This is a genomic window from Citrobacter sp. CK191, assembly GCF_030333435.1.
GTDB lineage: Bacteria > Pseudomonadota > Gammaproteobacteria > Enterobacterales > Enterobacteriaceae > Citrobacter_B > Citrobacter_B koseri.
In genome coordinates, this window is sequence record NZ_JAOWFX010000031.1 from 500,962 (window position 1) to 517,567 (window position 16,606).

Consider the following 16,606-nt stretch of genomic DNA (forward strand, 5'->3'; position numbering starts at 1 on the left):
CCGCAGTGGTATCAGACTTTGTTCACTCATAGCCATCGCTCTCGATAGCCAGCTGCATAATACGCAGCGCAGCTGGCGAAGATTGATATTGAAAAATCAGTTTGCAGTCAGTCGCTGCCAGATGGCGGATACGTATTTGACATGGTGTCGGGCATCGGACAGTGCGTTGTGCATGTCACCCTCAAATTTGATGTCATAGCGTGGATTAATACCCACGGCTTTACCTAGTTCGGCCATTGTCTGAACGTCCCGGTTATTCCAGAGCATCCAGGGGCAGTCGATGCCGGTTCGGTCATAAGACTGGCGGAGAATGACATTGGCGAAAGAGCAACCATTGCCCCAGACCTGCACTAAAGATGGACCGTTTGCAGCATTTTCTGCGATGAAGTCATTAAGCTGGAGGAGGGCGTCATCGAGCTTAATTGCATCATCCATAACGATTGCAGAACGCGCTTCAGCTGACTGCTTCAGCCACCAGATGATCGCTGATGCATCCGGTACTCCACCCCATGCCATAGCGGATTCCAGACTGACAACTTTGTAGAATTCTGCGCCGGTATCGCCGGTTGCCGGGTCAAAAAATACGGCGCTAACGGAAACGACTGGCGAATTGGGTTTATTGCCCATCGTTTTCAGATCCACCATTAAGTGGGAATAAAGTTTGTCTGATTTTTGCTCAATAATTTGGTGAACGGGTTCATTATTCAGGGGAGCTGTCTGCGAACCATCTGTATCACTGCCTTCATCTGGCTGAGTTGCTGCTTTGCTCTGCGACATTTCAGTACCAGCTTTGGCTTCATCGTTACCAGTTTCTTCCATCTGCACATCGCTGGTGGTCTCCTCTTTGTTATCCGCATTCAGTTTTTCTTCAGCAGAGAGCTGGCGGACATAGTCAACAACAGATAATGGCTGTGCTGGTGGGGTGTTAACCAGGCTGTCGATGGAATAGACACCATTGCCGAGGTTTTCGATGCTCGGTTGCTCAGTACGAGACAGGGCTTCAGTGATGAGTTTTTTACCAACAAAGGCATATTCTTCGCCCACGCCATCAGGGACTGGCGTTTCTTTCTGGCCGTTAATCGCATCCTTAACTGCATCCAGGGTTACTGCGACTGAGTTAATCTGTCGCGCGGCGGCCAGAGTTTCCTCTGTTGGTTTTTCGTGGTTTTTTTCCGTCAGATTGGCATTGATATAACCACGCATGCGATCTGGAAAATTATGGATGTGCGCACCCGCGTCACGAATTAACGCAAAAATTGCGGCGCGGGAAAAATCCAGAATGCCGGGAGTCGCGCGAAGTGCGGCAGACCACTCTTTCCACGGGCTCTCTTTTTTAGTGATGATCTCTTTAGAACGGCGATGAATGGATAGCGGAATATTGTAAATATCAAAATCCATCGGCAGCGTGGCCGCCGCAATTTCGTAATCCATCGTTTCGAAGGTATGGATGTACTCAGGGCTACGATCAGTTTTGTTTCCGCCACCAGCGTTAGCTCCGCTGGATGTTCTCTGGATGCAGGAGACGCGATTACCGTTAACCCATTCCTTCGTGAGAAGTCCGCGATCAATATGTTCCGTATTAAACCAGGCATTAAAAAACTGGATAACGGTTGCCAGTTCTGGCGTTTTGCCATCAAGAGGAAATACCTTTTTAACGGCATTCACTACTTTATGAATGTCGGATTCAAGCGCTTTTTTAAATTGTTCAACGTTTTCAGCCGCCAGCAGAAGGTTCTGGACATACGAATTATCAGTGTCCATTTCAAGGCGCAAAATGTCTTTTTTCTGCCCGGCATCGACGTGATAGAGATACTCACCATCGCCAATAAATTGAGCGAGAACGCGGTGACGGAATGGCATTGTCGCAACAACGGTTAATTCCGGGGTTTCAGTGCGATTGTCGCTTTCTTCGCTTGCATCCTGGTCTTGCTGGATGCCCCTGGCTTCTCCTTCGGATGCTGCATCGTTTACCTGTTCGCTGGATTCTTCGCCCTGCGATGGTTCTGCATTGGGCTTATCATCTTGCGGTTCGTCCGGTGCTGTGGTTTCGCCTGCGTCGCCCGTATTGTCGGATACAATTTTTTTCCAGCTAGCCCCATCCTCGCCGAGTTCGTAACGGTCGCACCAGGTGTCATCCAGCTTTCCTTCTTCCGGCAGATCGTCAACAACAAACCAGTTAGTACGAATTGGCAACTGGTGGTCAGCACCACGACCGACTTCGATCCCGGAATCTTCCAGAATATTGAGGATTTCGCGTTCAGCGCGCGAGTCGGATTTTGCAGAGAACCAGCAAAAGAGGTTTTTAGCGTCTGCCGCTTTGGCTTTTGCTTTAATGAGATACGCATATGTGTTCATTGCGTTCGGGCTCCTTAAGGTTGTAAGATACCCGGCAGCTGATGATTGCCGCCTGTGGTAGTGGTCATTGGTCAAAACTCGTTCCGGGAAGCTTTGGTCGGCTAACCGGGTACTTAACCCGCCTTGCGCGGGTTTTGTGCTTTATGGGGCCGGGGATTTTCCCTGCGACAGCTGCGCGACGGGAACCCACTCCAGGGCATTCAGCACGGGTTCGAACGAATCCGGCGTGCGCGTCACGGCGCGAACGACATCAGCAACGCTGGGATTCATCTTTTTCAGATGGTATCCACCGCCGGGGCCACGCTGGCTGGTAACAATGTCGCTGCCGCGCAGCCTTGAAAAAATCTGCTCCAGGTATGAGACAGACAGCCTGGATTCTTTACTGATAGATGCGATGGTTACTGGTTTGCCGTTGTAAATCCTTTTAAGGATCGCCACGGCCTGAACAGATGCCACAACACGCTTCATTCCAAATTCCATGATTTAGCTCTTCTCCGGTTCTTGGCCATAGCCCTGGTGAGTGTTAATAGCATCGGTGAGAACCTCAACCGCTTCCATTTCAAAGTTATGTTCTGTCCAGACTTCGCCCAGAACGTCATCTTCCACTTCATCACGCAGGGCTTCTTTGACTTCGCGGACAGGCAAAACACCAATCAGTTGCTCTGCAGGTGCTGTGCTGAATCTCAATGCCAGTTCGTTCGCTGACATAAAAACCTCCGAAAAAGAGCCCGCCACGGGACGGGCAAAGAAGATTTTCTCAAATTAACCGAACAGGTCTTCGTCTCCTGTTGGTTACGATGGCGGTATTACCATCACGATGCCCCGTGCACTGAGCATCAGGCTGGAAACAGCCATTGGTCAAAACTCGTTTACGGGCGTGATGCGGTCTGCTGGTCTACAGACGGGTCGCCTTTCTGAGCCAGGGTGTAACAGATAAGGCGGATTATTACTTCAATACGGTTAAGCAGAACGGCCTGCTGCCGTGCTGGCTTACGTGCGAAATCAATCATGGTCATTCCTCTTCTTTGCCTTTTGCGTCTGGCCGACGGAACGGTGGAACCTGCTGCGCATAATATTCGTCATCTCATCCGGTGCTTCGTATGCCACCGGCAGCTACTGCGTGGGCGTCCTGCCTTGATGAATGTCTTTGCGTTGGGAATAGTATTATCGATTAGATCGATATATGTCAAATTAAATCGATAGTACAAAGCGCGATATACCCACCGATTGGTTTATCGGATTGATTTTTCGCGGTTTATGATGGGGGGAGGTACGGTGTTACTCGTTACTTGGGATTATTTTTCGTTTTTTGAGGTAGGCTGTAGCTACATCGTCAAGTTCTTGCAGACGCTGCTCGATCAACTCAATTATCTTTTCTCTTTCATCATCAGTAGGCAAAAGCTCAAATTGTTCAAGAAGTTTTTGTTCCTGAACAGACTGAGGCTGTCGTTTTTTTTCTGATGCAACTATCGGGATATTGTCGGCTTCAGCTTCTTCAAGAAAGAACCAATAAAGCGGAAAGCCTGTAGCGGACTGTAGCCGATCTAGGATGTCAGCTCTTGGAAGTATATTGGAGTTACACCAGCCATTGACTGACTGGGCTTTTACTCCCAATCTCCGTGCAAGTTCCGATTGAGAGATTCCAAGATCTTGGATGGCTTTTTGTAATCGCTTTCCGAAGTTCATATTCCTAGCCCGCTCAAAAACATATCTCCGATTATACAGATTTTATCTGTAGCTCAACCTATCGATATAATTTGACGATATCGAAATAATTTGATTTACTTCCTGCATGTTCACTCCACGAGACATGTCAATGAAGATCTCTACCCAAAAGAAAATGTTAGCGATATGCAGTCAGGCTGAGTTGGGGCGTCGTCTTAACCGTCGAGCCCAAACAGTTAATGGATGGTTCAAGAACAAGGTGCCAGGCGAACTTGTTGTTCGCGTTTCAAAAGCTGTTAACTGGCAGGTGACTCCACATGAACTGAGACCTGATCTTTATCCAAACCCGACTGATGGTTTGCCACGGGAGGATGCGTGAATATGCATTCCGTAACTTACCCACATCATAACCAGCGGGTAGCCATTCCGCTGAAATCTGAAAATCAATATAAACCGCAGCGGCGTGACACTATCCGGCACCGCGCGATCCGTGAAGCTGTCAGGGAATGGGAATCGACATTACCCGGGCAGGCACAGGAAAAGATTGCGCAGCTGGTGGCTGAACACTGGAGCAAGCAGGGCGGTCGCGGGATCACTGTGAACAAGCAGAACCTGTTCCGTTATCTCAAGAATGAAAATAACTCCGGCAAATACACGGCTTACGTTATGCAGCTGGCGTCCGCGATTGCTTCTGCCATGCCGATTGAAATCGCCAGAACGCACGGATTACGGCAGGGGAAAACGGAAACTGAGCTGGTGGCCTGTGCGGTAAAAGAATGCAGCGAGGCTCACCAGGCCAAACTGCTCGGCGCGCCGTTGCACAAGCTTGAAAAAGAGATCCGCGAAGCGGCGATCGCGTTATTCAACATGCTGCCAGCAGATGCGGCGGGACCACTACTGGCGAGTATCAGCGCCGTAGCGCCGCAAATTTTTTAACGAGTTTTTACCAATGAGCAGGCTATACACGGGGAGGCTACATGAGCATTGATGCAATGCGATGGGCCAAAAAAGTTAAAACCGGAAAATCTTCCAGTAAGGCGATCCTTACCTGGCTGGCAGATATGTGCGGGGCTGACTTATGTGCATATCCATCTGTTGCTGCACTTGCAGAGGCAACGGAACTGGACAAAAAAACCGTGCAGGCTGGTTTACGGCATTTGATCGAAATCGGACTTATTGCCGACACCGGGGAACGAAAGGGGCGAACTAAACAGATACCCGTATACAAATTATTAGGTGTCGAAGAAAGCGTTGTTGATTCTGAACACACCCAAAATCGGGAGCCTTTAAAGCCACCCGAAAACGGGGTTCTTAACGGTAAGTTACCCAAAAACGGTTGCCTTAAAAATGACCAAAGACACCCGTTTTTTCCTTCAAAGACACCCAAAAACGGGATCGGGAATCTACCAAGGAACCATAAAGATCTAAACCCCACACATAGTAAAGTGGTCGAACCAGTTTCGCCGGACTATCCGAACCAGCCAGGGATTGTATTTGGCAATGTTCAGTCATTCGGAAAATTTGCCATGCATCCGTCCTGGACACCTTCACAGGATTTTAAGCGGATGGCTGAACTATGGGGCATGCCGTTAAAGCCGGGAATTAACCTTCCAGCGGAACTGAACAGTTTTATTACTTACTGGCAAGCCGAAGGGAAGGTGTTCCACCAGGTGCAGTGGGAGCAGAAATTTGCACGGCATTTAGGCCGGGCCAGCACACAAATCAAACCAGCAACCGGAGGGGAAAACAATGCGGGATTACGAACAGGACCTGCACCATCACGAGCTGTACAGCAGATACGAGAAGCCAGAGCAGAATGGGAACGTAAAAACCGACTTGCTGGCGACAGAGACGGCGTGGCGGCTATGGGAAGTCATGGGGGAGATATTTTCGAACCGCTGGACGCAGAAGAACGGAACGGAGCCTTCGGCTATCTGGATTGCCCAGATCGGCTCGATGACTGAAAGCCAGATCAAACTGGTCTGCCAGCAGTGCATGGAGCGTTGCGCAGTCGGGAACACCTGGCCGCCGGATCTTGCCGAGTTCGTTTCGCTGGTTTCTGAGAGCGGGGCTAACCCGTTCAGCCTCACGTCAGACCGGGTGATGGCTGAATACAAGCGCTGGCGTAACGAATCATACCGTTATTCCGGCAGCGACAAATATCCGTGGCCGCAGCCAGTGCTGTACCACATTTGCGTCGAAATGCGCAGGACTGGCGTTGAACGCCAGATGACAGAGGGGGAGCTGAAAAAACTGGCAGAAAAATTACTCACGAAGTGGACAAAACATGTCAGCAATGGCCTGTCCGTCCCGCCGATTCGTCGCCAGCTGGCGGCGCCGCACCACCCGGCAGGGCCAACACCGGCACAATTGCTGATGGAGGAATACAGACGCCGCAAAGCGGCAGGCTTAATCAACTAAACGAGTTTTGACCAATGACCAAAGAACTTTCACAAAAAGACCAGGTGGCGGTAGTTGTTCGTCACATTCCCGGGTGTGTATTGCGTGATGTCTGTGAAGCGCTGGATATTGCCGCTGGAACGGCAGGGCGTTTCCTGCGGGCGCTGACTGTCAGCGGGACGATAACCCGCAGCCACAACGGTACACAGTACGTCTATGACGTGGCGCCCGGCGCGGTAATACCTGACGTAACGCTGCCGTTCATGGAAGAAAAGAGCGATCCCGTAAAAACGCAGGCAGTTGAAAGCATCGCCAGAAATCTGGAGTCCCGTGGGCTGTGGCGCCGCGCGGCAACGGTTTATACCGACATGTTGGCTATTGCCAGCAATTCTGTCGAAGTGGCCCGTATCGCGCAGCGGCGCGAAGAATGCCTGCGTATGGCTCGGAGGTGACCACATGGAAAAAGTAACCCTGAGAAGTAAAGACCAACTGGCGGTGATCGCGTTCCTTGAAACAAACAAAATCGCCTCAGTCCTGAAGCTTGGGCGCCAGATGGGATGGAGTAACAAACATACTCACGCAATTACCGGGCGCCTGATCCGTATTGGTGTTTTGAAGAATGTCGGTAAACCAGGAAAGCCGCTGTACCGGCTTGTTCAGCGCTGGCAGACAAAAGTCAGGTTGCCTGAGCAAAATCAGCCCGCGCCACAGCCGTTGCTTATAACCGATGTTTGTCGCCAGAACTGGCAGGGCTATCAGATCCACAAAATTTTCGGGAGCGCACGGGCATGAGCATAACGAAAACTCACACAGGCATTGTGATCACCAAAGACGGTCCGAAGCGTAAAAAATTGCACGAAACGGAAAGAATGTGGGTGGTCAGCAAGAATGAGTTTTACCACAAGGAAACGGGGCGCCGTCACTTTGCCGAGAATACTCGCCGTCGCCTGCTGCTGGACAGTATCGATCCGATTAACAAGGAGTCCGCACAATGAGCAAAGAACGCGGAATGATTTTTAATGATGAAATGGTACGGGCGCTGCTGGATGGCCGGAAGACGCAGACGCGGAGAATTATGAAAAACCAGCCAGCGGGCGATTACCCAGACACGCCAGCACTGGTTAGAAATGTTGGTCCTGGTTTTCAGTGGTACGGAAGTTATGGTGAAAGCAGCATTTTCAATTGCCCATTTGGTGCCGTTGGCGATCGCATCTGGGTGCGAGAGACGTTCCAGGGGCCGCTTGTTTCTGAGGAGTTATTCGAAGAATACCTGGCCCATTCTGAAAAGTTCGAAACGCCGCAATACTGCGAATATGCCGCCGATGGTGGCACCAAGCCTGAATACTGTGATCTTGACGATAACCTCCGTCACGGTTGGCGCCCATCCATACACATGCCGCGCTGGGCATCCCGCATTCTGCTGGAGATTATCGACGTGCGGGTGGAGCGGCTTAACGACATTAGTGAAGAAGATGCGCAGGCAGAAGGGGTGAAGAAACTGCGTGGTGGTTACTGGAAGCACTACCAACCAAACGAGTGGACGCAGTTCCAGCTCAGTGCGCGCGGATCTTTCGCTACTCTCTGGAATTTTATTTATGGAGAAGGTGGCTGGTGGGCTAATCCGTGGGTTTGGGTGATTGAGTTTAAACGAGTTGAAGGCGGTGCAGCATGACAATCGACAAACAGGCGCTGCGTGAAGCGGCGGAAAAATACCGCACAACATATGCCGCTCATCTCAAAAACCCAAGAAATTATGATGCGCTGGATGCATGGGATAAGGCTACCAGTGAGTTTATGGCGTTAGTTAATAACGACGAGCTCAACATCATCGCGTCATTGATAGACGAAATTGACATGGAAACAGGATATCGGGAGGGGGCGTTTGTTGCATGTAATCGCTGGCATACCAAATTTAGAGAGACAGAGGCAAAGCTGGAAGCCGCAGAGAAGCGCATAGCAGAACTGCGAGAGTGGAATGCAGGACTTGCGCAAGAGTCATGCTTACAACAGCAGCGCATAGCAGAACTGGAGGCGCGGACGCCCACAGTTAAGATGCCAGAACCTTTCAAACTAGCTAAATCATCGAGCGGGTTAACGTATTACTACGCAGATGAAGTTGATAAAGCGCTGGCCGCAGCGAGCATCAACATGGAGGCTGAGTGATGGCTAATTCATTACTGGAAACCTGCAACAACTGGCAGATTCGGCGCGCTGAGTTACTGGCTCACAACCCTGACATAGCAATGACAATCGATCAACTGGACTCTCTGATTGAGCGCACTGTGCGCTCTGCAATTGAGATAGCGCACCGCGTGGATTGGGATTTTCGTGAAGCTGAGCGGCTGGCGAAAGAAGTTGCCGCCGCTGGCATCGGCATTAAGGAGTAGTGATGGATAATCAACAATTTTTTGATTTTCTGTGGCAAGAACAAATGCGCAAGCGAAGTGAAAACGCACAAAGCCAGTTTCGCCAATGGCTGCAACGTGAAGAGGAACGGCGCCTGGATTATGTGATTTCTCGGGCGAGACAAGAAAGCTGGAGTTTATAAACATGACCACTATTACCAGAGAGCTTATCGCCGCATATCTTAACGGTGAAGTTAAAACGCTCACTAACAGCGAACAGAAAGAGCTGGCGCGTATCGCGCTGGCATCGCTTTAGGCTGGCAGTGACAGCAACAGCCACCCGGCGCAAGGCCCTCTCTCAAATTACCGCCTGCACCGCATCAGCGATATTCTCAGAAAAGCCGCAGCACAACGCGATGGCGGTAACATCGGTTACGCAATGTCTGATGCTGTGAAAGCGATTGATGAACTGCTTGATGTGCGAAAGGCGGAGCCGGTTGCTTTCATCAATGGAGCGTGGACGCTGGTTTATTATCGCCCGCCGAAAGAATCTGGTCTGAAGATTGGCGATAAGCTCTACACCGCACCGCCAGCGCCGTTGGCGATAGACGAGCGCGCGGCATTCAACGCATGGAATAACGAAGACAATCTCCCCATCGCTGGGGTTGGTGCGAAAAACGCTGCATGGTTAGCATGGCAGGCCCGGGCCAGGTTGGGTAGCCCGACAGCGCCTGTAGTGCCGGACGAATGCCCGGTAGAAATTCGCGACCTGATGGCGTCCCATTCTGACGCTCTCTTCCATGATGGCGATGCACAGGAGATATGGAACGCCTGCCGCGCCGCTATGCTCAACCATTCCGGTGATGTCATCGAAATGAGGGAAGCCATCAAGCAACAGTCAACCATGCAACCCAACAATGGTGCGATGTCAGGTGATGCAGTCAAGCAATCGTCAAGCAATGCTCAACGGAGGTAAATCGTGAAAACTATCCAGTTATCTGAACGTGAGTTGTCGATAGTTTATAGCTTAATGGCGCCGCCGTACCGCGCTGAAGATATTCGCTCTGACGAGTTCAACGAATTGCGTAATAAAGTCTTTTACGCTCTGCGTGATGCTCAGAACGATGAACATGTAAGCCAGCGTTACAAGTTGCCAGTTATCGGCTGGTTGCGTAGTGATTACAACAGTGACGACAAACGCGACCCGAACGCACCTCTGTTTATGCTGGGTAGCAATGATCCGACAGAAACATGGGGAGTGAAATACATTCCGCTGGCTGGCAACTCTCCGGTGACTACGGATGGTTGGACGGGAAGCGACGAAGCAAACGCAGCACTGATAATGCTCGATCGCATAGAAACAGTGGACTCGGTTGATGATGACCGCATTGAGGGTATCAAGCGCATCATTCGCGGGCTCGCAGCAGCACCGCAGCAGGAAGCCAGAAAAAGTAATGTGATAGGCAGTTATCAGGGTGCTGACGGGCAAGAGCATCCAATCGTCAGCCTTTCATCGCCGCAGGAGGTGAAGTGATGGACTGGCCTACTGCGTTCACGACTGTTAGTGTAGCGTTTGCTGTGGCCGCGATATTTATATGGGGGTGAGGTGATTACTTATCTTTTTTTCGGTTTCCTTATTGTTTGCACTCTGTTTTGCATGGTGATGTTATGGCGGGTTGCCAAGGTGGCAGAGTGGCGACTCAAGGCCCTCGAGATGAGTGCTGATGATTATCAGGCGCTACCTGAATTTCATAAGATGCTGTGGATGATTTGGATATGGAGGCTAGAACGCTTCCCGAGATGTAATAAGCGGGCATGGTCGGAGGTGAAGTGATGGATCAACTTTCGCAATACACCACTAACAGGATTATTGAACTGGAAAATCTGCTGCTGGTGGATGTTGAGGAAACGGTCTGGCCAGCGGAAGTGAAAATGGTTTTTTCTCAGGTTGAGAACGCCGGGGATCTCCCGGCGCACCATAGTTTTCATGGCTGACCTTCGAAGTTCCATCTTGCGGAACCCATATTAAAGTAAACTCTCCGATCGGTAAACGCCGGGAATGTCGCTCTTTCAGAAGCTTTTTGCAATGCAGCGCAATAATCTTTGTCACCACCTTTCACGATAAAATTTTGCAGGGTGCCATCGACTTTGAAATCCAGATGAGCGTTACATTTTTTACCATTCCAGGCATGGGGCTCTGTAAGTGCTGCGTCCAAAGCTTTTTTTATTCTGGATGAATACCATCCATATATATCCTTATCCGACACTTTACCCGAACTCTTATATTCGCATGATTCCATTGCATTTTCTTTCTGACAGCCTGTAGGTGCAAGAGGGGAGCAACCTGCAATGGTTAATGTCACCACAATCAACATTAAAAATTTTATCATATATGTTCCCATCATGCTGAAATTCAATTTATTGAATTGTATAGTTATTTTCAGAGATTTAAAATATGATTGTTACATTACTTCTTCAGTAATGAAGTGACAGACTTCATTACTAATGTTTCAACTGCACGAAATCTACCATGCAGGGTTTCCTGCTGCGGTAATGCTGTGCCGCCGTCGTTCGCCGCGGCGCTCGTCCGGGTGGATCTGCCCGAACTTTGCCAGCCGAAAGAAATGGCTGCGTAATGTATAATCCCTCTCAAAGCATCGAGGGGGATTCATCATGTCAGACTGGAACATCGCAGCAAAACCGAAAGACGATCAGGACAAAATCAACGTGGATTTAGCGGCCAGCGGCGTTGCGTACAAAGAGCGCCTGAACATGCCGGTTATCGCTGAAGTGGTGATGCGCGAGCAGCCAGAGCATCTGCGGGACTATTTCCTTGAGCAGTTACGATATTACCGGGAGCAGAGTATTTCTCTGCCAAAAGCATCTGACCCTCGATATCTCAAACAGGAGGAAGGTAAGTGAAATTTTCTCGAATCGAACAAAGCCCAATAATGGACAAGGGAAACTACGTTAAAATTGATCATGATTTTGGCTATTTTTTAGATCCGAATAAGATGGCTTCGATAGCTAACTATGAAGATGAGTCAGCAGCACTATTAAAATTAATGCTAATTCATGAGGACTTTCTTCGAGTTGTTATTGAGAACTTAAGGCCTGAGGGTTCAGAGAAGTACAATGCCATCAAAAGCTATAAGTATTTTGCACCGAAGTTGTCAGCTGCCGTTCTCTTAGGGCTTCCTGTATCACTTGCTGATGCTATGTCTGAACTCAACAGCATTCGAAACAAGTACGCTCATAAAATTGACTATGTCATTACAAATGAAGAAGTTGACAAGCTTGCGGAAACGATTAAAAAAATAAAAATCGAAGAAATTAACCACGGTGGCTACATACATCAAGTTATTGAGCCAATCCTTAAGGATGGGATCTACGCAGTGGCTCTGATGAACGATCTACCTCCTGATTTGGAAGAAAATCGTCTTCGTATATGCAAATTAGTCACTAGCGCACACTGCATGTGCTTACTGGGGGCTTTTTGGTTAATTAATACTCTCCACGTTAAGGACAAACTAAAACTTTCCATGTCTGAGTAGGGCAGGAGGAACGTTTCCACACAATTTATTTTCTGGAATCAACCCGCCATAATCATGTCATCGGAGCCTGAACAACTCCGGTGACTTCTGCGCATTTAAGTCCCCTTAAATGCGACCACCATCTCAACTCCTCACCTGCCACAGATGCAAATGCTCTTAATGATTAAACCCGCTTCGGCGGGTTTTTTTACGCCTGAAATTTGTGTCTATGGGTTAACAATTCGTGCTCTTAAAACGTTGATCATTTCGCTTTATAGGTATACTGTATAAAAACACAGTATACGCAGTGGAGGCCACTATGAAAGTTGAGTTAACTATTGATCGAACAAAGAAACTTCCTGATGGTGCAGTGCCAGCATTAGAAGCCGAACTGTTACGTAGGCTCAGCCAGAACTATGAAGGGGTAAAACTTACAATTCGCCGCGCAGGGGCTGATGGCCTGAGTATTCTGGGGGGTGAAAAAGGGGATAAGCAGCGCATTGAGGAGATTCTTCAGGAGACCTGGGAAAGCGCCGACGACTGGTTTTATTGATATATAAGCGTTTGGTTATTGCCCTGGTTTTCGGGAGGGATTTTCGGTGGAAGTATTAGAAGAATTACCAAAAAAAGGCTATGCAGTCATCAGATGCCACGATGGGGTTATCGTTGCCAGGCTGCACTCATTTCCTGAATGTGAGCGTGCGCTGATGTACCGGCGCGGCAACATGGTGTCTTTCATGCCACTAAAGGACGATGAGATTATCGGAACGCCGAGCCTCTTTACCCAGATGCTGGAACGCGCTGGTTATCGCGTTTCTCTGAATTCTGTTACACTCCCGTCATAGGCCTGAACAACCTATACCTGCTGCGCCACGGAGAAAACGATGGCGCAAAACCACTTCAAAATACAATCCTCACTGACGTTACCCAACGCCAGCGCATTTCTGTTGCCACTCATTCGGGAGGTGGCATGAAACGGAGCTGGTTTACTCATCACGGGCTGACCACTGAGCAGGCCGATGAGCTGGTGGAACGATACCGGGCAAAGGGCATTAAAACAGAGAGAAGTCTGGACTCTGATCCATGTTTTTGGATTGTCAGTGCATTACTGACTGAAAACGCCAGCCCGGCGCGCACTAAAAAATCGTATCGCTCGCGGATGTGGGGGTGATTATGCACGTCTACGACATTACGCCGCTCGGTAAACCCAGAATGACTCAGCGGGATAAATGGCAGAAACGCCCGCCGGTGCTTCGCTATCGTGCGTTCTGCGATGAAGTCAGGCTGAACAAGGTCTCACTGCCTGAGTCGGGTTATCACGTCACATTCATACTTCCCATGCCCGCCAGCTGGAGCAGGAAGCGCCGCGCCGAAATGAGCGGGAAACCGCACCAGCAGAAACCAGATAAGGACAATCTCGAAAAGGCGTTACTTGACGCGATATTTGACGACGACAGCCGCGTGTGGGACGGGCGCGTCACAAAAATATGGGGAGAAAAGGGGCAAATAATCATTCGGGAGATTATTGAATGCGCGCGCTGCTCAAACCCGTAATCGTTCGTGAAATGGGGCTGATAATGCTGAAGCCAGGCAGTGAGTTGCTCGGTCTGTTTCATCATGGTCGGGTGCTGATAGAAAAGCCGCCAGAGTATATGACGCGCTGGCCATCCGGGAAAATCCCTGATGCCCGCCAGCCGCTGGCAGAAGACAGCGGGCTGGTGCCGTTTTTTACTGATGAACGGGTGATCCGCGCTGCTGGAGGAATTACGGCGCTGGAGGAATGGTTACGACGTCGGGTAAGCCATTGCCAGTGGCCGCATTCAGAGTATCACCACAGCGAGCTGGTCAATATGCGACACGAGCCGGGGGCAATACGTGTCTGCTGGCATTGTGATAACCAGCTGCGGGAGCAGGCAACGGAGCAACTTTCGGCGCTGGCCCGCAAGAACCTGATCGAGTGGGTGATTGATAACGTATTAGCGGCGCTAAGGTGTGGTAAAGACAGAGAGCTTTCACTTGCGGAATTGTGCTGGTGGGCCGTGTATTCCGGCGTCGCCGCAGCGATACCGGAAGGGATGGCGAGCCGCGCTCTGGCACTGCCGAACGAACCGTTGCGGTCAGTTTATAAGGAAAGCGAGATCGTCCCTTCGGTTCCGGCCACCAGCATTCTGGAAAAACGCCTGGAATTGCTGTCGGGTGACGTTATTCCGGTAATACCGGCGACAAAGCCTGCTGTGACGCTGACCGTTGATCCAGAATCCCCGCAAACCCTTATGAAGCGGCCAAAACGTATTCGCTGGGTAAATCCTGAATATGTTCAGTGGGTGAAGACCCAGCCGTGCGAATGCTGCGGAATGCCATCAGACGATCCCCATCATCTTATCGGGCACGGGCAGGGAGGAATGGGAACAAAAGCCCATGACAGCTTTACCCTTCCGCTGTGCCGTGAACATCACACAGAACTGCATAACGATCCGGTCAAGTTTGAACGTAAATACGGTTCTCAGCTTGAAATGTTGAAAAATGTGCTGGACCGGGCGTTTGCGCTTGGCGTGCTGGCATAAAAGGAGAAAAAACCATGACGCCACGTCAAAAACGTTCACACCGCGCAGCGCTGGAAAAAGCAGCATCGGCACCCCGCAAAAGCTGGCTGGGGAAATGTACTCTCCTTACCGGGATTCAGTCGGCATGGATAAAATCACTGTTAACGATATGGGGAGAAGGTGTGAGCGGAGGAACTGCACCTCGAATGCCAAGGGGACATGAATGCTGGAATGTACTGAGGGGAGGACGTTGGTCAGATAAGGCACTGGAGCGTTTTACGGCTGCGCTGAACCAGGCTCGTAGTGAGGGATTTAAGGGGCAGCAGGCACTAAATCGCGCTCACACCATTCTATGGCCCCAGCCAGCCACAAGCGTAATTGATGAAGCTTTGCATAATGATGATGTTGATTTTGTTGAGCAATCCGTGCTGCTGGCGTTTGATGTCAATGATCCGGTATATGTCGTTGGTCTTCAGTATTACACCACGCGAAAAAAAATCTCTGATATTACAAGAGAGTTGCGGGCAATAGCGCCGTGGCTAACCGACTGGGAGGCAAGAAAGCGCGTGCGCTGGTGCCTGGAAATTTTCAGAGCAAAAGTCTTTCTGTCGTCGCGGAAATTGTTATCCGAATAGTCACGAAAAGACTTTAATTTAGCTATTTGTGCTGTTTTTTAGTGTTAACGTTGAAAACGGGCCAGAAAGTTAGATAATCCATTCATGCTTGGCAGAGCTGCGCCACGATGGCAGCGATGAGAAGCGACAATTTGATTATGACGAGAGCCCCGCCAGCCGGGGCTTTTGCTTTCCGGCGATACGACAGGGGTATTCGCGAGGTGCATTGCATCAGTACCCCTGTCATATCGCCGATTTTTCCTGATTCATTCCAGACATCTTTTATGAAGGCTGCCATCCGGTGGCCTTTTTTATTTCCCCTCAAGTTTTCTGAGAGGATTCACAGCAATAGAGGGGGCTAAATGTCCGATCCTGTAACTGGCTCCGGCGCGATGCTCGGAGGTGGGCTGGTGGGTTCCGTAATTTACGGAATCTTTACTCATACCGATTTTGGCGTTGTGTTTGGTGCGTTTGGTGGCGCGGTTTTCTACGTCGCAACGGCTGCAAATCTTACCCGTGGTCGTCTGGCTGCATACTTCATGACATCGTTCATTGTTGGCGTACTTGGGGCTGGATTATTAGGCTCAAAACTCTCAGCATGGACAGGCTACAGTGATCGCCCGCTTGATGCGCTCGGCGCCGTGATTGTGTCGGCCATCACTATCAAGGTGCTGACATTCATCAACAGTCAGGATCTAAATAGCCTGTTCGGTATGCTTTCGCGTCTGCGCGGAGGAGGGGGTAATGTTAAATGATCCTTCTGCATTCTTTAATGCGTTAATTTGTGGGGTGATCGTGGTTGCGCTGATGTTCTACCAGCGCGGCAGCGCGAGACATCGCCCTCTGATATCGCTGGTGGCCTACTTCACAGTGCTGGTATATGCCAGCGTCCCATTCCGGTATCTGTTCGGCCTCTATCAGGAATCTCACTGGTTTGTGGTGTTGGGTAACGTACTAATTTGCGCCGCCGTGCTATGGGCGCGGGGAAACGTGGCACGTTTAATCAACATTCTTCAGAAATAAAAAAGTGGGTTGTAACGACATCACTACAACCCACAAAGGTTACATAAAGGTATTAGGATTTTTCTTGGTTGGAATTTTGAATCAAATTACATTTGAAAGCATCTCTGTTTCCCTTTTTTATCCCTATT

The 16,606-nt window shown here is 49.9% G+C and carries 29 protein-coding genes and 1 pseudogene; 24 read left to right on the forward strand and 6 right to left on the reverse strand.

Annotated elements, in window-relative coordinates:
• Positions 1-96 precede the first annotated feature (96 nt).
• From OGV82_RS13975 to OGV82_RS13995, 5 genes and pseudogenes are all read right to left on the reverse strand, one after another.
• The gene (locus tag OGV82_RS13975; protein ID WP_200098763.1) at positions 97-2,355 is read right to left on the reverse strand and encodes a 3'-5' exonuclease; all 2,259 of its coding nucleotides are present in this window, start codon (positions 2,353-2,355) and stop codon (positions 97-99) included.
• A gap of 141 nt (positions 2,356-2,496) precedes the next feature.
• On the reverse strand, positions 2,497-2,835 hold the full coding sequence (locus OGV82_RS13980; protein ID WP_047462921.1) for an RrF2 family transcriptional regulator: 339 nt from the start codon (positions 2,833-2,835) through the stop codon (positions 2,497-2,499).
• Positions 2,836-2,838: 3 nt separating this feature from the next.
• Positions 2,839-3,063, reverse strand: coding sequence for a hypothetical protein (locus OGV82_RS13985; protein WP_192466394.1), 225 nt, complete (start codon positions 3,061-3,063; stop codon positions 2,839-2,841).
• A gap of 161 nt (positions 3,064-3,224) precedes the next feature.
• Positions 3,225-3,365 (reverse strand): annotated as a pseudogene (locus OGV82_RS13990) (hypothetical protein); the annotation flags it as partial.
• 268 nt (positions 3,366-3,633) lie between these two features.
• Positions 3,634-4,041, reverse strand: a complete 408-nt coding sequence (locus tag OGV82_RS13995) for a helix-turn-helix domain-containing protein (protein ID WP_047462927.1) — start codon at positions 4,039-4,041, stop codon at positions 3,634-3,636.
• A gap of 130 nt (positions 4,042-4,171) precedes the next feature.
• On the opposite strand from OGV82_RS13995, the gene OGV82_RS14000 reads away from it, so the two are divergent.
• The 14 genes from OGV82_RS14000 to OGV82_RS14065 all read left to right on the forward strand — a co-directional run bounded on the left by OGV82_RS14000 (position 4,172) and on the right by OGV82_RS14065 (position 10,760).
• Positions 4,172-4,399: a transcriptional regulator gene (locus OGV82_RS14000; RefSeq protein WP_047462929.1), complete on the forward strand. Its 228-nt coding sequence runs from the start codon at positions 4,172-4,174 to the stop codon at positions 4,397-4,399.
• A 2-nt stretch (positions 4,400-4,401) separates the two neighbouring features.
• Positions 4,402-4,956, forward strand: a complete 555-nt coding sequence (locus tag OGV82_RS14005) for a toxin YdaT family protein (RefSeq protein WP_192466395.1) — start codon at positions 4,402-4,404, stop codon at positions 4,954-4,956.
• 41 nt (positions 4,957-4,997) lie between these two features.
• Positions 4,998-5,984 (forward strand): DnaT-like ssDNA-binding domain-containing protein, encoded by a 987-nt coding sequence (locus tag OGV82_RS14010; protein WP_192466396.1) that lies wholly within the window; start codon positions 4,998-5,000, stop codon positions 5,982-5,984.
• A complete protein-coding gene (locus tag OGV82_RS14015; protein ID WP_047462937.1) occupies positions 5,977-6,441 on the forward strand; it encodes a replication protein P in 465 nt (154 codons plus the stop codon). Before OGV82_RS14010 ends, OGV82_RS14015 begins: the two co-directional genes overlap by 8 nt.
• A gap of 14 nt (positions 6,442-6,455) precedes the next feature.
• Positions 6,456-6,872 carry a PerC family transcriptional regulator gene (locus OGV82_RS14020; protein WP_047462940.1) on the forward strand — a complete coding sequence of 139 codons (417 nt, stop codon included), beginning with the start codon at positions 6,456-6,458 and terminating at the stop codon, positions 6,870-6,872.
• Positions 6,873-6,876: 4 nt separating this feature from the next.
• On the forward strand, positions 6,877-7,212 hold the full coding sequence (locus OGV82_RS14025; RefSeq protein WP_190286653.1) for a hypothetical protein: 336 nt from the start codon (positions 6,877-6,879) through the stop codon (positions 7,210-7,212).
• Positions 7,209-7,415: a hypothetical protein gene (locus OGV82_RS14030; protein WP_190286652.1), complete on the forward strand. Its 207-nt coding sequence runs from the start codon at positions 7,209-7,211 to the stop codon at positions 7,413-7,415. The genes OGV82_RS14025 and OGV82_RS14030 overlap by 4 nt, the downstream gene beginning before the upstream one ends.
• Positions 7,412-8,092, forward strand: coding sequence for an ASCH domain-containing protein (locus OGV82_RS14035; protein WP_190286651.1), 681 nt, complete (start codon positions 7,412-7,414; stop codon positions 8,090-8,092). Before OGV82_RS14030 ends, OGV82_RS14035 begins: the two co-directional genes overlap by 4 nt.
• The gene (locus OGV82_RS14040) at positions 8,089-8,583 is read left to right on the forward strand and encodes an ead/Ea22-like family protein (protein WP_200098761.1); all 495 of its coding nucleotides are present in this window, start codon (positions 8,089-8,091) and stop codon (positions 8,581-8,583) included. The genes OGV82_RS14035 and OGV82_RS14040 overlap by 4 nt, the downstream gene beginning before the upstream one ends.
• Positions 8,583-8,807, forward strand: a complete 225-nt coding sequence (locus OGV82_RS14045) for a hypothetical protein (RefSeq protein ID WP_200098759.1) — start codon at positions 8,583-8,585, stop codon at positions 8,805-8,807. Before OGV82_RS14040 ends, OGV82_RS14045 begins: the two co-directional genes overlap by 1 nt.
• Positions 8,808-8,809: 2 nt before the next feature.
• Entirely contained in the window at positions 8,810-8,968 is a 159-nt protein-coding gene (locus OGV82_RS14050) for a hypothetical protein (RefSeq protein ID WP_200098757.1), read from the forward strand.
• Positions 8,969-9,204: 236 nt separating this feature from the next.
• A complete protein-coding gene (locus OGV82_RS14055; RefSeq protein ID WP_233607620.1) occupies positions 9,205-9,741 on the forward strand; it encodes a hypothetical protein in 537 nt (178 codons plus the stop codon).
• A 3-nt stretch (positions 9,742-9,744) separates the two neighbouring features.
• Positions 9,745-10,299: a hypothetical protein gene (locus OGV82_RS14060; protein WP_225622022.1), complete on the forward strand. Its 555-nt coding sequence runs from the start codon at positions 9,745-9,747 to the stop codon at positions 10,297-10,299.
• A gap of 299 nt (positions 10,300-10,598) precedes the next feature.
• Positions 10,599-10,760, forward strand: coding sequence for a hypothetical protein (locus OGV82_RS14065; RefSeq protein ID WP_192466417.1), 162 nt, complete (start codon positions 10,599-10,601; stop codon positions 10,758-10,760).
• On the opposite strand, the gene OGV82_RS14070 is transcribed toward OGV82_RS14065, so the two are convergent.
• Entirely contained in the window at positions 10,751-11,155 is a 405-nt protein-coding gene (locus tag OGV82_RS14070) for a cell envelope integrity TolA C-terminal domain-containing protein (protein ID WP_192466413.1), read from the reverse strand. The two genes, OGV82_RS14065 and OGV82_RS14070, sit on opposite strands and share 10 nt — an antisense overlap.
• Before the next feature lie 283 nt (positions 11,156-11,438).
• Between OGV82_RS14070 and OGV82_RS14075 the strand changes: the two genes are divergently transcribed.
• From OGV82_RS14075 to OGV82_RS14120, 10 genes are all read left to right on the forward strand, one after another.
• The gene (locus OGV82_RS14075; RefSeq protein WP_192466399.1) at positions 11,439-11,687 is read left to right on the forward strand and encodes a DNA polymerase III subunit theta; all 249 of its coding nucleotides are present in this window, start codon (positions 11,439-11,441) and stop codon (positions 11,685-11,687) included.
• A complete protein-coding gene (locus OGV82_RS14080) occupies positions 11,684-12,319 on the forward strand; it encodes a hypothetical protein (protein ID WP_225622023.1) in 636 nt (211 codons plus the stop codon). Before OGV82_RS14075 ends, OGV82_RS14080 begins: the two co-directional genes overlap by 4 nt.
• A gap of 298 nt (positions 12,320-12,617) precedes the next feature.
• Positions 12,618-12,851: a DinI family protein gene (locus OGV82_RS14085; protein WP_024130419.1), complete on the forward strand. Its 234-nt coding sequence runs from the start codon at positions 12,618-12,620 to the stop codon at positions 12,849-12,851.
• Between the two features lie 46 nt (positions 12,852-12,897).
• On the forward strand, positions 12,898-13,143 hold the full coding sequence (locus tag OGV82_RS14090; protein ID WP_047462969.1) for a hypothetical protein: 246 nt from the start codon (positions 12,898-12,900) through the stop codon (positions 13,141-13,143).
• Positions 13,144-13,268: 125 nt separating this feature from the next.
• Positions 13,269-13,469: a hypothetical protein gene (locus tag OGV82_RS14095; RefSeq protein ID WP_047462972.1), complete on the forward strand. Its 201-nt coding sequence runs from the start codon at positions 13,269-13,271 to the stop codon at positions 13,467-13,469.
• 2 nt (positions 13,470-13,471) lie between these two features.
• Positions 13,472-13,852, forward strand: coding sequence for a RusA family crossover junction endodeoxyribonuclease (locus OGV82_RS14100; protein WP_192466400.1), 381 nt, complete (start codon positions 13,472-13,474; stop codon positions 13,850-13,852).
• Positions 13,828-14,862: a DUF968 domain-containing protein gene (locus tag OGV82_RS14105; protein ID WP_192466401.1), complete on the forward strand. Its 1,035-nt coding sequence runs from the start codon at positions 13,828-13,830 to the stop codon at positions 14,860-14,862. Before OGV82_RS14100 ends, OGV82_RS14105 begins: the two co-directional genes overlap by 25 nt.
• A gap of 14 nt (positions 14,863-14,876) precedes the next feature.
• Complete coding sequence (locus OGV82_RS14110) at positions 14,877-15,476, forward strand: hypothetical protein (protein WP_192466402.1); 600 nt, start codon at positions 14,877-14,879, stop codon at positions 15,474-15,476.
• 341 nt (positions 15,477-15,817) lie between these two features.
• Positions 15,818-16,210, forward strand: a complete 393-nt coding sequence (locus OGV82_RS14115; protein ID WP_047462987.1) for a phage holin family protein — start codon at positions 15,818-15,820, stop codon at positions 16,208-16,210.
• On the forward strand, positions 16,200-16,478 hold the full coding sequence (locus tag OGV82_RS14120; protein WP_115625647.1) for a phage holin family protein: 279 nt from the start codon (positions 16,200-16,202) through the stop codon (positions 16,476-16,478). The genes OGV82_RS14115 and OGV82_RS14120 overlap by 11 nt, the downstream gene beginning before the upstream one ends.
• Positions 16,479-16,606: the final 128 nt, after the last annotated feature.

What these genes read in the sequence shown, in the direction of transcription:
- OGV82_RS13975 (WP_200098763.1), bottom strand. Translation starts at nt 2,355, where the DNA reads ATGAACACATATGCGTATCTCATTAAAGCAAAAGCCAAAGCGGCAGAC.
- OGV82_RS13980 (WP_047462921.1), bottom strand. Translation starts at nt 2,835, where the DNA reads ATGGAATTTGGAATGAAGCGTGTTGTGGCATCTGTTCAGGCCGTGGCG.
- OGV82_RS13985 (WP_192466394.1), bottom strand. Translation starts at nt 3,063, where the DNA reads ATGTCAGCGAACGAACTGGCATTGAGATTCAGCACAGCACCTGCAGAG.
- OGV82_RS13995 (WP_047462927.1), bottom strand. Translation starts at nt 4,041, where the DNA reads ATGAACTTCGGAAAGCGATTACAAAAAGCCATCCAAGATCTTGGAATC.
- OGV82_RS14000 (WP_047462929.1), top strand. Translation starts at nt 4,172, where the DNA reads ATGAAGATCTCTACCCAAAAGAAAATGTTAGCGATATGCAGTCAGGCT.
- OGV82_RS14005 (WP_192466395.1), top strand. Translation starts at nt 4,402, where the DNA reads ATGCATTCCGTAACTTACCCACATCATAACCAGCGGGTAGCCATTCCG.
- OGV82_RS14010 (WP_192466396.1), top strand. Translation starts at nt 4,998, where the DNA reads ATGAGCATTGATGCAATGCGATGGGCCAAAAAAGTTAAAACCGGAAAA.
- OGV82_RS14015 (WP_047462937.1), top strand. Translation starts at nt 5,977, where the DNA reads ATGACTGAAAGCCAGATCAAACTGGTCTGCCAGCAGTGCATGGAGCGT.
- OGV82_RS14020 (WP_047462940.1), top strand. Translation starts at nt 6,456, where the DNA reads ATGACCAAAGAACTTTCACAAAAAGACCAGGTGGCGGTAGTTGTTCGT.
- OGV82_RS14025 (WP_190286653.1), top strand. Translation starts at nt 6,877, where the DNA reads ATGGAAAAAGTAACCCTGAGAAGTAAAGACCAACTGGCGGTGATCGCG.
- OGV82_RS14030 (WP_190286652.1), top strand. Translation starts at nt 7,209, where the DNA reads ATGAGCATAACGAAAACTCACACAGGCATTGTGATCACCAAAGACGGT.
- OGV82_RS14035 (WP_190286651.1), top strand. Translation starts at nt 7,412, where the DNA reads ATGAGCAAAGAACGCGGAATGATTTTTAATGATGAAATGGTACGGGCG.
- OGV82_RS14040 (WP_200098761.1), top strand. Translation starts at nt 8,089, where the DNA reads ATGACAATCGACAAACAGGCGCTGCGTGAAGCGGCGGAAAAATACCGC.
- OGV82_RS14045 (WP_200098759.1), top strand. Translation starts at nt 8,583, where the DNA reads ATGGCTAATTCATTACTGGAAACCTGCAACAACTGGCAGATTCGGCGC.
- OGV82_RS14050 (WP_200098757.1), top strand. Translation starts at nt 8,810, where the DNA reads ATGGATAATCAACAATTTTTTGATTTTCTGTGGCAAGAACAAATGCGC.
- OGV82_RS14055 (WP_233607620.1), top strand. Translation starts at nt 9,205, where the DNA reads ATGTCTGATGCTGTGAAAGCGATTGATGAACTGCTTGATGTGCGAAAG.
- OGV82_RS14065 (WP_192466417.1), top strand. Translation starts at nt 10,599, where the DNA reads ATGGATCAACTTTCGCAATACACCACTAACAGGATTATTGAACTGGAA.
- OGV82_RS14070 (WP_192466413.1), bottom strand. Translation starts at nt 11,155, where the DNA reads ATGATAAAATTTTTAATGTTGATTGTGGTGACATTAACCATTGCAGGT.
- OGV82_RS14075 (WP_192466399.1), top strand. Translation starts at nt 11,439, where the DNA reads ATGTCAGACTGGAACATCGCAGCAAAACCGAAAGACGATCAGGACAAA.
- OGV82_RS14085 (WP_024130419.1), top strand. Translation starts at nt 12,618, where the DNA reads ATGAAAGTTGAGTTAACTATTGATCGAACAAAGAAACTTCCTGATGGT.
- OGV82_RS14095 (WP_047462972.1), top strand. Translation starts at nt 13,269, where the DNA reads ATGAAACGGAGCTGGTTTACTCATCACGGGCTGACCACTGAGCAGGCC.
- OGV82_RS14100 (WP_192466400.1), top strand. Translation starts at nt 13,472, where the DNA reads ATGCACGTCTACGACATTACGCCGCTCGGTAAACCCAGAATGACTCAG.
- OGV82_RS14105 (WP_192466401.1), top strand. Translation starts at nt 13,828, where the DNA reads ATGCGCGCGCTGCTCAAACCCGTAATCGTTCGTGAAATGGGGCTGATA.
- OGV82_RS14110 (WP_192466402.1), top strand. Translation starts at nt 14,877, where the DNA reads ATGACGCCACGTCAAAAACGTTCACACCGCGCAGCGCTGGAAAAAGCA.
- OGV82_RS14115 (WP_047462987.1), top strand. Translation starts at nt 15,818, where the DNA reads ATGTCCGATCCTGTAACTGGCTCCGGCGCGATGCTCGGAGGTGGGCTG.
- OGV82_RS14120 (WP_115625647.1), top strand. Translation starts at nt 16,200, where the DNA reads ATGTTAAATGATCCTTCTGCATTCTTTAATGCGTTAATTTGTGGGGTG.